The sequence below is a fragment of the Sporosarcina pasadenensis genome (assembly GCF_047228845.1).
In the GTDB taxonomy this organism is placed as follows: domain Bacteria; phylum Bacillota; class Bacilli; order Bacillales_A; family Planococcaceae; genus Sporosarcina.
On record NZ_JBFEGM010000004.1, the window covers coordinates 263,262 to 277,302 of the forward strand.

Annotated in this window: 18 protein-coding genes; 7 read left to right on the forward strand and 11 right to left on the reverse strand. The window is 43.2% G+C overall.

Going from position 1 to position 14,041, the window contains the following annotated elements; all coding sequences use genetic code 11:
* Positions 1-68: 68 nt before the first annotated feature.
* Complete coding sequence (locus AB1K89_RS08145; RefSeq protein ID WP_413054287.1) at positions 69-1,238, reverse strand: MFS transporter; 1,170 nt, start codon at positions 1,236-1,238, stop codon at positions 69-71.
* Positions 1,239-1,452: 214 nt separating this feature from the next.
* On the opposite strand from AB1K89_RS08145, the gene AB1K89_RS08150 reads away from it, so the two are divergent.
* Both AB1K89_RS08150 and AB1K89_RS08155 read left to right on the forward strand, forming a co-directional pair.
* The gene (locus AB1K89_RS08150; RefSeq protein WP_413054264.1) at positions 1,453-1,836 is read left to right on the forward strand and encodes a hypothetical protein; all 384 of its coding nucleotides are present in this window, start codon (positions 1,453-1,455) and stop codon (positions 1,834-1,836) included.
* Positions 1,837-1,922: 86 nt separating this feature from the next.
* A complete protein-coding gene (locus AB1K89_RS08155; protein WP_413054265.1) occupies positions 1,923-2,156 on the forward strand; it encodes a YkuS family protein in 234 nt (77 codons plus the stop codon).
* 38 nt (positions 2,157-2,194) lie between these two features.
* Here the strand turns inward: AB1K89_RS08155 and AB1K89_RS08160 are convergent, their stop codons facing one another.
* The 6 genes from AB1K89_RS08160 to AB1K89_RS08185 all read right to left on the reverse strand — a co-directional run bounded on the left by AB1K89_RS08160 (position 2,195) and on the right by AB1K89_RS08185 (position 6,332).
* Entirely contained in the window at positions 2,195-3,400 is a 1,206-nt protein-coding gene (locus AB1K89_RS08160) for a dicarboxylate/amino acid:cation symporter (protein WP_413054288.1), read from the reverse strand.
* A 133-nt stretch (positions 3,401-3,533) separates the two neighbouring features.
* Entirely contained in the window at positions 3,534-3,839 is a 306-nt protein-coding gene (locus AB1K89_RS08165) for a magnetosome magnetite crystal formation protein family (protein WP_413054289.1), read from the reverse strand.
* 67 nt (positions 3,840-3,906) lie between these two features.
* Positions 3,907-5,109, reverse strand: coding sequence for a beta-N-acetylhexosaminidase (gene nagZ / locus AB1K89_RS08170; RefSeq protein ID WP_413054266.1), 1,203 nt, complete (start codon positions 5,107-5,109; stop codon positions 3,907-3,909).
* 38 nt (positions 5,110-5,147) lie between these two features.
* The gene (locus tag AB1K89_RS08175; protein ID WP_413054267.1) at positions 5,148-5,534 is read right to left on the reverse strand and encodes a DnaJ family domain-containing protein; all 387 of its coding nucleotides are present in this window, start codon (positions 5,532-5,534) and stop codon (positions 5,148-5,150) included.
* A 2-nt stretch (positions 5,535-5,536) separates the two neighbouring features.
* The gene (locus AB1K89_RS08180; RefSeq protein ID WP_413054268.1) at positions 5,537-5,785 is read right to left on the reverse strand and encodes a hypothetical protein; all 249 of its coding nucleotides are present in this window, start codon (positions 5,783-5,785) and stop codon (positions 5,537-5,539) included.
* A 67-nt stretch (positions 5,786-5,852) separates the two neighbouring features.
* Positions 5,853-6,332, reverse strand: a complete 480-nt coding sequence (locus AB1K89_RS08185; protein ID WP_413054269.1) for a PaaI family thioesterase — start codon at positions 6,330-6,332, stop codon at positions 5,853-5,855.
* Between the two features lie 213 nt (positions 6,333-6,545).
* Here AB1K89_RS08185 and AB1K89_RS08190 point away from each other — a divergent pair, with 213 nt between their 5' ends.
* The gene (locus AB1K89_RS08190; RefSeq protein ID WP_413054270.1) at positions 6,546-6,989 is read left to right on the forward strand and encodes a hypothetical protein; all 444 of its coding nucleotides are present in this window, start codon (positions 6,546-6,548) and stop codon (positions 6,987-6,989) included.
* 38 nt (positions 6,990-7,027) lie between these two features.
* Here the strand turns inward: AB1K89_RS08190 and AB1K89_RS08195 are convergent, their stop codons facing one another.
* The 4 genes from AB1K89_RS08195 to AB1K89_RS08210 all read right to left on the reverse strand — a co-directional run bounded on the left by AB1K89_RS08195 (position 7,028) and on the right by AB1K89_RS08210 (position 9,439).
* Entirely contained in the window at positions 7,028-7,480 is a 453-nt protein-coding gene (locus tag AB1K89_RS08195; RefSeq protein WP_413054271.1) for an NUDIX hydrolase, read from the reverse strand.
* Between the two features lie 299 nt (positions 7,481-7,779).
* Positions 7,780-8,574 (reverse strand): class I SAM-dependent methyltransferase, encoded by a 795-nt coding sequence (locus tag AB1K89_RS08200; protein ID WP_413054272.1) that lies wholly within the window; start codon positions 8,572-8,574, stop codon positions 7,780-7,782.
* A complete protein-coding gene (locus tag AB1K89_RS08205; RefSeq protein WP_413054273.1) occupies positions 8,571-9,026 on the reverse strand; it encodes an NUDIX hydrolase in 456 nt (151 codons plus the stop codon). The genes AB1K89_RS08200 and AB1K89_RS08205 overlap by 4 nt, the downstream gene beginning before the upstream one ends.
* The gene (locus AB1K89_RS08210; protein ID WP_413054274.1) at positions 9,023-9,439 is read right to left on the reverse strand and encodes an NUDIX hydrolase; all 417 of its coding nucleotides are present in this window, start codon (positions 9,437-9,439) and stop codon (positions 9,023-9,025) included. Before AB1K89_RS08210 ends, AB1K89_RS08205 begins: the two co-directional genes overlap by 4 nt.
* A 61-nt stretch (positions 9,440-9,500) precedes the next feature.
* Here AB1K89_RS08210 and AB1K89_RS08215 point away from each other — a divergent pair, with 61 nt between their 5' ends.
* The 4 genes from AB1K89_RS08215 (at position 9,501) to AB1K89_RS08230 (ending at position 13,934) form a co-directional block, all read left to right on the forward strand.
* On the forward strand, positions 9,501-9,800 hold the full coding sequence (locus AB1K89_RS08215; protein WP_413054275.1) for a hypothetical protein: 300 nt from the start codon (positions 9,501-9,503) through the stop codon (positions 9,798-9,800).
* A 114-nt stretch (positions 9,801-9,914) separates the two neighbouring features.
* Entirely contained in the window at positions 9,915-11,735 is a 1,821-nt protein-coding gene (gene pepF, locus AB1K89_RS08220; protein WP_413054276.1) for an oligoendopeptidase F, read from the forward strand.
* Positions 11,736-11,873: 138 nt separating this feature from the next.
* Entirely contained in the window at positions 11,874-12,617 is a 744-nt protein-coding gene (locus AB1K89_RS08225) for a hypothetical protein (protein ID WP_413054277.1), read from the forward strand.
* Between the two features lie 138 nt (positions 12,618-12,755).
* A complete protein-coding gene (locus AB1K89_RS08230; RefSeq protein WP_413054278.1) occupies positions 12,756-13,934 on the forward strand; it encodes a pyridoxal phosphate-dependent aminotransferase in 1,179 nt (392 codons plus the stop codon).
* Positions 13,935-14,041 lie beyond the last annotated feature (107 nt).

The following is a 14,041-nucleotide window of genomic DNA, read 5'->3' on the forward strand; positions in this document are numbered from 1 at the left end:
GCCGATAGAATTTATACAGCAATCAAAAAAGCTCACCGTCTATCCAGTTGACGGTGAGCTTTTTTACATTATTCAGTAGTTGGTGCCGTTATTTTCTGATCCTTAGGCAAGGCCATTCCTGCAAGGCCGATGAACGGCAGGAAGGAAGCAATGACCATCGTCGGGTAGATGCCGATCGTATCCATCATCTTTCCAAGAACAACCGCCCCTATCGCTCCCATCCCAAACGCCAAGCCAACTGTCAAACCGGCCATTGTCCCAATTTTACTCGGTACAAGCTCCTGCGCATAAATGACAGTGACAGTGAAGCTAAGCATGATGAAGAATCCGATTGAGGCCAATAGTATTCCCACTGCCCAAATCGGGACATGCGGCAGGAGAACGCAGAGCGGCAAAGGAACTAACAAAGACAACACGATGACATTTTTCCTTCCGATCCGATCAGCCATCGGTCCACCGAAAAAAGTGCCCGCAGCGCCAAGCGCCATGAACAGGAATATGTATAGCTGGCCTTGCTGAATTTTCAATCCATAATCATCTATCAAGTAAAAGATGTAGAAGCTAGTGACATTAGTGGCATAGAAAGAACGGGCAAAAATGATGATCAACAATAAAGTGAGCGCGAATCCGATTTGCTTTTTTGTCAAATCACCAAGTGAGGAAAGCAACACTTTTTTTCGATTATTCTTTTTTTCCAATTCCAGCTGCCTTTTATACCAAGCGGAAATTTTAGATAAAATGAATATCCCAAGAGCTGCCACTGCAATGAAAACAGCCGCCCCTTTTTGACCGAGCGGCACTAAGACAAATGCGCTGATTAGCGGTGCCAATGCTTGTCCCGTATTTCCCCCGACTTGGTAAATCGATTGGGATAGCCCCCTTTTCGTCCCCGCTGCCAAGAAGGACACACGGGATCCTTCCGGATGGAATACCGCGGAGCCAAGCCCCAGTATGATGACCGACAGGAGAATGAGCCAATAGCTTGGCGCGATTGCCAAACCCGCCATCCCGATAAGTGAGAATGTCATTCCGATAGGGAGTGCATAAGGCATCGGCTTCCTGTCACTAAAATAGCCGACGACCGGTTGCAGAACAGATGCCACCATATTCAATGCAAAAAAGATGAAACCAAGCTGGGTAAAGCTTAATCCTCTTTCCTTTTCCAACACCGGGAACATCGCCGGGATGACTGCTTGAAGCGTATCATTCAACAAATGACAAGCTCCGATAGCAAACATGATAGGGTAAACCGGGTTGGCAGGATGCTGTGTCTGTTTTAAAGATGTCAACGATATCCCCACGCTTTTTTATAAATTTGAACAATATATCCAGTATACAGCAATCTAAAGAGCGAATGTTAAGAATCCGGAATTTCCATGGGACGCCCGTTTTAAATCGTTAAATTTCCGGGTAGATTACAAAGTACTAGCATTCGAAAGGATTGAAGTTGAAATGACTGCCTTTGGCAATGTGTCTTTAATGACTTTATTTCCCGCAACCTTGTTATTGCTAACAATGGAAATCGTTCTAGCCTCTTACAAATCTTATTCACCAAAATGGACAACGAGGCTGGCCTTTGGCAATCTGATCATTAATGTCGCTTGGACAATTCTCATCATTTTCCTTCTTCTCAATCCGTCGCTCATTTTGCCTTATGTTGCCGATGTCCTCGCAGATGTGTTCCAACGATCGCCCGAAGACATTATTCCACAAGTCCATATGATCGTCATGGTAGTCGGACTTGCTTCAATTGCCACGACAATCATCGACGCATTCACTGGCTTCAAAAAACTAAGGTGTGAAAATAGCGAAGTGAATGAAGCAACGCGAGAATGAATTTCGATTTTCGAATCCGTGTTTAGTAGAGATGATTCCGGGAAAACAAAGAACGGCATCACTTAACTAAATCGGAGGTGATTCGAATGGCGAAAATTGCAGTCGAAAACCCTTTTGACGATGTGAAAGTGGCATTGGAGGAAAAAGGGCATGATGTGAAGATGTTTGAAAGCGATGAAAATCTGAATGGTTATGATATCGGTGTCGTACGGTCGATCAGTGATGTGAACGTCGATCAATTCGATTTTCCTGTCGTCAGCATTCACGGAATGTCCGTACAAGATGTTGTAAACGAAGTCCAACAGCGATTGGAACGTTAAAAAAGACCTGAATCCCATGGGATTCAGGTCTTTCTTCTTCATTCAGTATCCAATACCTTTTCCGTTCCCGCAACGACGACAGCGGCAGACGCATCCCCGACGACATTCACTGAAGTCCTCATCATATCGAGCACCCTGTCGATGCCCGCAATCAATGCAATTCCTTCAAGCGGCATATTCACTGATGTCAACACCATTGCAAGCATGATCATACCTGCTCCGGGGACTCCTGCTGTGCCAATTGACGCCAAAATAGTAATGAGAACAACTGTCAGCAATTGGAGGAATGACAACTCCAAACCGAAAAATTGAGCTATGAAAATGACGGCAACTCCTTGATAGATAGCTGTTCCGTCCATATTGACAGTAGCGCCGAGCGGAAGGACGAAGCTCGATATCTTATTAGGAACGCCCAAGTTTTCATTCGTATTCTTAATTGTCACAGGGAGCGTCCCTGAGCTGCTGCACGTACTGAAAGCGACGAGCGCTGCAGGGGAAATTCCTTTGAAAAACCTCTTCGGACTCATTCCTGCAAATGTCTTAACTGCCGCAGAATACACGATGATTGCATGAAGGATACAGGCGATGTAAACTGCCAAGATCACTTTGACGAGCGGCAATAGGACGGAAAGCCCGTATTGTCCAATCACCGGAGCAAGTAGGCCTAAAATGCCGATAGGCGCAAACTTCATGACAATCCCGGTGATTTTGTACATAATTTCAGCGAAGCTTTCAAAGAACGTATAGACAGGCCGGGCTTTTTCTCCGACCAATGTAATGGCTAGGCCGACAAATAATGCAAAAAAGATGATTTGCAAGATGCTTCCGGTCGCCAAAGCGGTGAATGGATTTTCCGGTACGATATTCAATATTGTCGTAATGACACTTTGCGGTTCCTGCGTCGCGGATTCCGGTGCGACCAAGCCGTCGGAAGAAATCGTTAGCCCTTTTCCAGGCGAAATCAGGAATGCAATGGCAAGGCCGATAATGATAGCGATTGCGGTAGTCGCTAAATAATAGGCGACTGTTTTGAACCCAATCCTCCCCAACTGTTTTGGATCGGACGTACCTGCAACACCGACGACCAATGTGGACAAAATGAGCGGAGCGATGATGAATTTAATTAAACGTAAAAATAAATCCCCGAACGGCTTCAGAAAATTGATGGAACTTCCGAATATACTGCCTAAAACGATGGCTAACACGAAGGCGATAAAAATTTGCGTCACAAGAGTAAATTTGATCTTCATGCCTCTCCCCTTTCTAAAATTTGTACGTAACCTTGCTACTACCAACATATACATCTCACGCGCACAACATGATTGAAAACAGACAATAAAAAAGCCCCCAGAACGCTTTCGCGAAAAGGGGGGCCGATCAGAACCAGTTGCCGACAATCGGATAATTATATGTTTCACCTTGCAATGATTTCACTATTCCAAGGATTGGAACGATAATTGTCATCAGTCCGAAAATGATAATCATCGGAATGCCGATCAAGAAAATAATCAAAATTACTGATAGGAAAATCAAAGCGCCCATCACTAATTGGAACAATAGCGCCTGAATGGACAATCTTTTTACCTCTGTATCATCCACGACCAAATATATGATGAACGGAACTAGAAATGGAGCAAAAAATGCGCTAGCATGAACGAGCACTTTCAAACCGGTGTTCTCTATATTTAAACCTCCTCTACACTTCTACTGTACTATATTTTACGGACAACCGAGGAGGAAGTTTCATGTTTCAACCCATTAATTCATTGAATTTGTTTTCAATAGCATCTAAATCGATTTCTTCGACCGGATCATCTTTCAGTTGATATCGCTCTTTCAGCTCTAAAATCCGCCTGACACTTTCGTCAATCCTATTTTCGGAAATGGTCCCTGCCTGTACCGCATTCATCAATGCATTAAATGTATCAACCTGTGCTTCATAATCACCGGCGATCAAGAGCAGATCACTGCCCGCGATGAAGGACTGCACGGCAGCTTCTGGCACCGTAAACTCATTGACGATTGCACCCATTGTCAAATCATCCGTGATGACGACACCTTCGTAATGCAGTTCCTTACGAAGCAAGCCTGTAATAATCTTTTTTGATAAAGATGAAGGATATTCATCATCAAGTTTCGGGAACATAATATGTGCCACCATAATCATATCGGCATGCTCGTCAATTGCCCTCTGAAAAGGGATCAGCTCGGTTCTGTAAAGCTCCTCTAACGTCTTCTCAATGACAGGCAATGACAAATGGGAATCCACATGTGTATCCCCGTGCCCCGGGAAATGTTTGACCACCGATATGATGCCATTATCCGTCATACCTTTCATCATAGCCATGCTTAAATTAGCGACTTCCTCAGGGTTTGAAGAAAATGATCGGTCCCCGATGACAGGATTTTTTGGATTGCTATGGACATCCAATACAGGTGCATAGTTCATGTTGTAGCCGAAGGCGTGCAACAGCTCCGCGAGATAAACACCGGTTTCATAAACAAGTCTTTCATCACCTGTACGGCCGAGATATTCCGCCGTAGGCAATTTTTTCATGCTGGATGGCAAACGGGATACACGTCCACCTTCTTCATCGACCGAGACGAAGAGTGGTATCTTATAACTGGAATTCGCCTTTTTACTTTCATTCAATAATTTCACGATTCCCGCAGGATATGAAACATTTTTCCCCAGTAAAATGATGCCCCCTACATGATAAAGACGGATAAGATGGTCCAATTGATCACCGTATGTCTTTCCTTCCATCCCGACGATAAGCAATTGTCCTACCTTCTCTTCCAATGTCATGTTTTCCATCAATTCATCCACTCGGGAAAAATCGATTTCAGGCGACTCCGTCACTTGCGATCGTTCACTGAATGAAGGGGGCTCTTGTCCCGGCTCTTGCACTGACGGACTGCATCCTGTCAACAGGAAAATGGTACATATCATCAACCATTTTACCCCGCTGTTTGCAAGACCCCTACATACTAACCCCAAATTTCCTTTGCCTTTTCAAGGGTGTCCAGTGAAATACGGCCTTTCAACATCGGCGGGGGGCAATGTCGATTATGTTCGGCAATTTTCACATTCACTTCATCCACATGCTTTTGCAGATCTTCCTGTTTTCCGGTTGCTGTAAAGTTTACAATTTCATGAATCATACTGCTAATTTCGTGTTGCAATCTCAACCAATGCGGTTTATAGCCTGCGTCTTTCGCAATCCGCTGAAAATGCTGGAACGTGTCGCCTGAAAAATACTCTTTAGGCAATGGCTTTCCAAAGCCCTTCAAATTCTTCATACCGCCGTCGTCGTCACGTTTTTTTAACATATCACCGATCAGATCATTATGTGGAGGCATCGAATTATCGGACATGTTCATCCCACTCTTTCATCGATTTTAAGTAGTTCATTTTTGCCCGACGTGTATTCGAGCTTCATTTGCTCCAACTCAAGCTTCATCTTTTCGGTTTCGATGATGAAATTCTGTTGTTTCAGCCTTTCCAATTCAATCTCTTCCCGTACCATATCCGCCTTGAATTTCATCGTCTTTCGCTTATAATCCGTCAAGATGGCCGTTATCGGTACACACATGACGATTGCGACAATCCCCATCACATATAGCATATTCCCAACTCACCCTTCCTTTCTTTTACATTACGGAATAACAGCAGAAAAGTTTCGTCAGTCCGGTTTAGTTTCCTTTAAATGTCGCCGGCATGACAACTCCAACAACTTCTCCTGTTGCACAAAGGACGTCATCAGCATATACTTCCACATTCACTTTCCATTTCTTTGGATGGATTTCTTCAACGATACCGACTGCCCTCAATAATTTTCCTTGCGGAGTCGGCTTCAAATAGTTTACGTTTAACGACGCCGTAACGAAACGAGGAACTTCAGCTTCGTCTCCGGGTTCATGTCCATTTTTCCGATACAATGCGAGCGCGCACGACCCCGTTCCATGGCAATCAACGAATGATGCGATCAATCCGCCGTAGACAAATCCAGGGATCGCCATATGATTTTCCAAAGGTTCATAATATGTAACCGTTTTCTCTCCGTCCCAACCTGTACGGAAATGATACCCTTCCTCATTAAGCCGCCCACATCCGAAACACCAAGCAAAATCATCTGCATAGAAGTCTTGGATTGCATGTTCAACTTTCACCATTACTCACCCTCCGTATATTCTTTATTGTTTGAATACTATTATAACATTAATCTTCAATGATCTCTTTCGAAAGTCTTTCCCGATGAGCCAAAAAGTATTTCAATAATCCCGCTCCATTGTTAATGAATCGTCCTCCTGAATCATAGCATGAGTACTATTCCACATAAGAAAACACTGCGTATACTATACAAACGAAGACTGGAGGAATTGAACATGAAAACGCGCGCCTTCCTGCTCATCTCGCTCATTATCGGAGGGATGTATGCAATGATTGAGACCATCAATGACTTTAATGAAAAAAGCTTCAGTGAATTTTTCGAGACAGTGGATGCTGATTTTGATTCGCTCACTTTTTCAAAACCTACGATGCACGCAACTCCAGCAGAAACTTGGAGCGTCAATGATGAACATAAAGTGGATGAATTGCTCCAATTCCTTCAGAACTACCATGTAAAGAAACTAAAGCCTGAAGAGATTGACCTGGACGATACCATTGATGAATTCACCATCAGTTTGAAAGACGCGAACGGGAATGACGTAACGATCATCATTGCGGAAAATTTAATTATCCAAAACTCGCTGCTCTATTATGAAATAGTTGACGGCCCGCTCGATGTCGACTGGATTGTCCGATTTTTCGTCAGCAATAAATCCTGAAGTCTACACAACTGCTGCGAGCATTTGAAATTATTAGCTCATTTCTGCTTCGCTGCATATTGATGAATCATCGACTTTATGAATGGGCTCAAGTTTTCCGGCAGCTGTTGCAAATTGAAGAATCCCACTTCTGATGTTTCGATGCCGTCAGCTTTCAGTTCACCGCCACGAATGTCATCCGTTGCAAAAACGATTGTCACTGAGTAATATTCGTGGCCATTGTTCAAAACGGTGTGTGTTTGTGCGCCTGACACAACAGTTACGAGTTCCATCTTCCCGACCTGTATGCCCGTCTCCTCAAGCACTTCCCTACGACCGGTTTCTTCGGCTGATTCCCCGAGTTCCATGAACCCTCCTGGAATTCCCCAACGTCCATCGATCTTCCTTTGCAGGAGGATTTCCCCCTTATCATTGAACACCCCTACTCCTGCGCCTGTCAGCAATAATGGCCGGTTCCCGACCACTTCTCTCAGTTCCTCAATATACCCCACAATTCATTCCCCTTTTTCTCAATTAACTTACCGGAAAGTCTTCTATTATGAATTGAATAAATAATATAATCCTCCGTTGATTTCCGCTTCAGACGGACGCTATCCGCGGGCGAGCGGTAAGCCTCCTCAGTCGCGTTGCTCCCTGCGGGGTCTCCCCTGTCTCGCTTTCCCGCAGGAGTCGCCGCCTTCCGCTTCAATCAACAAATAAGTTTATACCAGTTCATAATTCAGTCCACTTAACGGTTGCTCATATATGCTAAAATTTAACTCAACACGGATAATACAAATAACTCTGCATTTCATAATGATGCACAAATCGTAAATGTTCCTGGAAGCCTCTCAGCAATACCTTCCGGTGAACCTGCAGGAAATGCCCAGTGAACTCCTTTATCCTCTTTCATTTTTCTCAACTTCAAATCGGACTTAATTAGGGCATTGACCACTTCGGATAGCGTCCATTGCCTAATTATATTCTTTTCTAATTTTTGTTGAACCTGTGTTGGCAAAAGCGCTGAATAGGCAACGTCAACTTCCAAATATCCCTCTTTAAAATAGTCACCATCTAGTACTGCTTCCCCATCTAATATGCGAAGTGCCTTTGAAATTATAGGATGATAATCTCTTATAATAAATATCCCTGTCTTGTTCATCAGTTTGGATACTTTTTGAAATAAAGGATGTAAATCTACGAAATAATGAAGTACGCCCATTTCAAGAATGACAATGTCAAATGGCGGAAGTTCTTCATCCTGCAGCTCGAGCACATCTTTGACGATATAAGTAAGTGAAACACCTGCGACATCTGCCAATTCCATAGCATATCGTTTATTTTCAGAGGATAGATCCACTACTGTGACATCAGCTCCAAGAAGTGCAAAACAGACTGCTTTATTTCCTTTTGAGCCGAGTAAATTAAGAACTCTCTTTCCTCTCACTTCTCCGACTTCATCCAAGTAAAAGCTGACTTTTTTCAACGGGTCCGCCATTAATTGTTTTGCATAATCTATAGGTTGACCATGTCGTGATACCCATGCCTGGTAGGCGTTTTGATTCCAACCTACCTTATTTCTTTCACTCATTTGCTGTTGATTCATAAATTTCCCCTTTCAAGCTTATCGGCTAAACCATCAGGAAATAACACTTTTTCACCTGTTACAAAATCGGTTATGTCAATCCATTTTGCAAATGACACTTGCTCGCTCTCCTGAATAGTAAACATCTCTCGGGTATAGTTTTCCTTATCCACAAATGAGACGTTATATATTAGAATAATTTCATGTCCTATACGATCATTGATGAAAAAGATGTTTTCAATGCATCCTAAAAACTCTTCAATTGCGACTGTTACCTTTAATTCTTCTTTGAATTCTCTGATAAGAGCCTCAGTAGATTTTTCCCCGTATTCAATTGAACCCCCAATAGGCCGATAATAGGGCCCTCTCCCTTTTGAATGCCGGCCTACAAACTCTTCAATTAATATTTGTTGGTTGGATTGTAGAATGCCCACCACTTTTGCCCTCGGATATTTTCCTTCGTTTCTAATCAAACTTGGATTCCTTGAAAACTATATGGTATTGAAGTTTCGAGCAGTTTCTCAAAACCGCCTTCATAATATGGCATTGCTTCATTTGCGAATGAAAGATCTTTCCATTCTGCTTCTAAAATACCGCCCTTGTCTTGGATGGCCACTTCCCCTTCCAATACTTCCGCTAAAAACGTGAAAAACAGAACATGATTATTTTCACGTTGCCTGAACGCTTCATTTACTGTCAGCAAACTCCCTATTCTTACTGTTAGGCCGGTTTCCTCCCATACTTCACGTACTGCCGCTTGTTCTAGCGTCTCCCCTTTTTCGACGCCTCCGCCAGGCAATGTCCAATTATCATATTTCTTATTCTTCACCATAAGCACTTTTCCCTTTTTCAGGATGGCAGAATAAACAACATCAACACGATTCATTATTGAATTCCCCCTATTCGTATATACTTAGAATCATAGCTTATGATCGGAGGGATGGACAATGGAATTCAGAAATATCGATGAACAAATCATCCAAAAATATAAGGAAGATGAAACACTCATGATCCGCCTGTTTGTGCAATGGTGCTCTAACAACGAATTGGATCCTATAGCACTCTATAAAAAGGCATATCCATACCAAATGGAAAACGCAGCATTACAGGAAGTTATCGAAAGCGACGAAGGAATTGATGAACTTCATATCGACAATGAAACGATGCTCGACGTCCTTCAGCTTTTCGGCAATGAAGACCTGGCATTTGTTGTCGCAGATGAGATTGAACGTCTGTCAAGAAAGTGAAGAAAAAGATAGTTTGCAGAAAAACCTATTCATTTTTACTTTTCTATAAGTTTGCTATATACTATCATTAGTTCGACATCCGTAATAATTATGATTGATAAGGGAGAGAAGAGAATGGTGAAAAGCTTACCGAAACGTTCAGAAGTGAACGTTGAAGAAACATGGAATTTGGAAGATCTATTCAAAACTGAAAAGGATTATAATGAAGCTATTAAGCAACTCGAAAGTGAAGTTGCTTCCTTCGAAGAGCGTTTTAAAGGCAATATCAACGATGAAAAAACAGTTATTGAAGCTTTGGACGGGTACGCTTCTATCATGGGCAAAATGGTGCCGATTGGAACGTATACAAGCCTCGCGCATAGCGTGGATCAAACGAATGACGAAGCGCAAATGCGTTCGAGCAAATACGGATCGATCGCATCCAAACTCGGAAGCCAGCTTTCCTTCTTCACAAGTGAAATTTCCGAGTTATCGAGCGAGTTATTGGAAAAGGCAATGAACCAGTCCGAGGAGTATAAAAATTATTTACAAGAATTGATTCGTCAAAAGCCATATAAGCTTCATCCGGAAGTGGAAAAGACGTTAGCCGCATTTTCCTCTGTACTGAACGCGCCATACGGTTTATACAACACGACAAAATTAGTCGACATGAATTTCGATGATTTTGAAGTGGACGGAGAAAACTTTCCATTAAGCTATACGACGTTCGAAGGCGGATGGGAGTCTGAAACGGATACGAAAAAGAGAAGAGCCGCATATGATGCCTTCCATGCAAAATTAAGAGAGTATCAACATACGACAGCAAAAACATACGATATGCATTTGCAAAAAGAGAAAACGACTTCCGACTTAAGAGGATATAAAGATGTATTCGAATACCTCCTCTTCAACCAAGAAGTAGACCGTTCCATGTACGATCGTCAAATCGATTTGATCATGAAACATCTTGCACCGCATATGCGTAAATACGCGAAGCTTCTTCAAAAGGTACACGGACTCGACGAGATGACATTCTCTGATTTGAAGATCTCTTTGGATCCGAACTACGAACCTAAAATTACAATTGAAGAATCCAAGAAGTATATTGAAGACGCGCTTTCCATTATGGGTGACGATTATATGAATATGATCGACCGTTCCTATAAAGAACGTTGGACTGATTTTGCCCAGAACGCAGGTAAATCGACAGGAGCTTTCTGTTCGAGCCCTTATGGCGTTCACCCTTATATTTTAATTTCCTGGACAGGCAGCATGGAAGATGTCTTCGTATTAGCACATGAGCTAGGTCACGCGGGCCATTTCTACAATGCCCATCAGCATCAGAACATTTTCAATTCACGACCTTCCATGTACTTCATCGAGGCACCTTCGACGATGAATGAAATGTTAATGGCGAACCACTTGCTTTCCAATTCAAACGATCCTAAATTCAAACGTTGGGTTATTTCTTCCATCGTGGCGCGAACGTACTACCATAACTTCGTCACACACTTATTGGAAGCGGCTTATCAACGCAAAGTGTACGAGCGCATTGATGCAGGCGGCAGTGTGAATGCGAACGTGCTGAACAGCCTGAAACGCGGCGTCCTAGAAGAATTCTGGGGAGACGATGTGAAGATCAATGAAGGTGCAGAATTGACATGGATGCGCCAGCCGCATTACTACATGGGCTTATATCCATACACTTATAGCGCTGGCTTGACGATTTCCACACAAGTTTCGAAACGCATTTTGGAGGAAGGACAACCTGCTGTTGAGGATTGGTTGAAAGTGTTGCAAGCAGGCGGAACGAAGTCCCCTGCCGAGCTTTCCAAAATGGCTGGAGTCGATATTACTACGGAGCAACCTTTACTCGATACGATTGCGTATATCGGCGAGTTGATCGATCAACTAGTAGAATTGACAGAAGAGATTGAAGCTGCACAAGTGAACTGATTTTGGAAAAGCTGTCCTATCTTCGGAAGGGGCAGCTTTTTATTTGAATATTGTTATTCGCTTTACCATTCGATATGATAAATACAAATATATTCGCTGTAATAGTTTCTATTATTTTTTTTGAAATGAGGGGTTTACTTGTCTTCCACACAATCCAATTGGTATGTACGGTTAGGATGTCTAGCGCCTATCATCGGGATAGCTGCAATGTTTTACTTCATCAAGCGCGAAGCCTTCCTTCCCGGCTTTTTATTTTTCGCACTGTTTTTCGGGTTCGCAGCACTCTTTTTAACCCTCTCCACACGGACGGAAGAAAAGTTGAAAGCTAGACAGAAGGAATATTTGAGTACATTGCAACCCGATGCGAGGAATTATGTCGAATCACAAGCATTCATAGCAGATGATTTACTTTCAAAGATTGCTATTGATGAAAAAAATCGCAGAATCCATTTTTGGGAGCCTACCCTGATTGACGGTAAACCGATAAAAAAAGCATTTCATAAAATGCCATACATACTTTCAGACTATCCTTATTCCGCGTTATTGGCAGTGGAAGTATACGAAAACGGCACACGACAGAAGACAGTCGTGAATGATGCCGAAGGAACAATCGAAAGGATTGAAGCACTCGGACAATCCGTCACACAGATCATTAACAAAAAGATGCCAATTGTAAAGAAGGCGATCCACCGTAGAATTGCCACAATTGAAATGAAAATCATCATTGATGATGAGACAAAGCCGGTCCGCATCATCCGCTTCTATTCGAATCTCGATAAGCGACTGAAGAAGGAATCGACCGATCATCATTCCTTGCAACGAGAAGTCGACCATTGGGTTTCCCTTTTAACTTTCATCATGGAAAATAATCGGAATCATTGAAGCTGCCCCCGTTTTAAAGCGGGAGGCGGCTTTTTCCTTTCGCATAAAAATCATGTTGAGTTTCCTTTGACGCATATAGTAGAATGAAAGTACATCGTAGTCTGACGAATCAAAAAAATATGAAAACGAGGTTTTTACATGCTGATTTCAAATCGCGTACAAAACATGCCACCCCATTTCTTTTCATCGTTAGTCAAAAAAGTGGAAGCAGCTAAAGCAGCCGGATTGGATATTATCAATTTGGGTAGAGGCAACCCTGATCAACCTACGCCTGATCATATTATAAAAGCTTTGCAGCAAGCTGCGGAGCGACCGGAAACACATGGGTACTCGCCATTCAACGGTATTCCTGAGTTCAGGAAAGCCATCTCGAGATTTTATAAGCGGGAATATGGCGTCGATGTCGATCCGGAAACAGAAGTCGCAATTTTAGGAGGCTCCAAAATCGGGCTAGTCGAAGTGCCTTTAGCAATGATGGACGAAGGTGATCTGCTCTTACTTCCCGACCCCGGATATCCGGATTATTTATCGGGGGTCAGCTTAGCGAATATCGCTTATGAAACGATGCCGCTTCTGAAGGAAAATGACTTTATGCCCGATTTCGATGCATTGTCCGAAGACGTGAAACAGAGAGCGAAAATCATGTATTTGAATTACCCGAACAACCCGACAAGCGCAGTAGCGACCGTCCCCTTCTTTGAAAAAGCGGTATCATTCGCCAAGGAGAATAATATTTTCATTTTACATGATATGGCATACGGCGGAATCGGTTTCGACGGCGAGAAACCAGTAAGCTTCCTGCAAGCGGACGGTGCAAAAGAGCTCGGGATTGAAATGTACACGTTATCGAAGACATACAATATGGCTGGCTGGAGGGTCGCTTTTGCCGTCGGAAACCGTCAGATGATTGAGGCAATCAATGAGCTCCAACACCACTTATTCATCAGTCTTTTCCCGGCAGTCCAACATGCCGCCATTGCTGCTTTGACGGAAAATCAGGATTGCGTCCGCGATCTGACGGCATTGTATGAAGGACGCAGAAATGTCCTGATCGCCGAATGTAAACGAATCGGTTGGGATGTGGAAGCACCGAAAGCATCTTTCTTCGCCTGGCTGCCCGTTCCACAAGGATATACGAGCGAATCGTTTGCTGATATACTCCTGCATCAGGCCGGAGTCGTCGTCGCTCCAGGTCATGGTTTTGGCACGCACGGGGAAGGTTATGTAAGGGTCGGTCTTCTAGCAAGCGAAGAGCGTATAGCAGAGGCTGTTCGTAGAATTGAGAAACTCGGAATCTTTTCAAGCAGCGGTGTTTGAATAAAGTGAAAGACCCGCCTCAACGTCACCGGCACTGACTATCTTTTTTGAGACAAGTAAAAAACACCTTATTAAGCAGCCAGTTGTCGGTATTGTACCGGCGATTG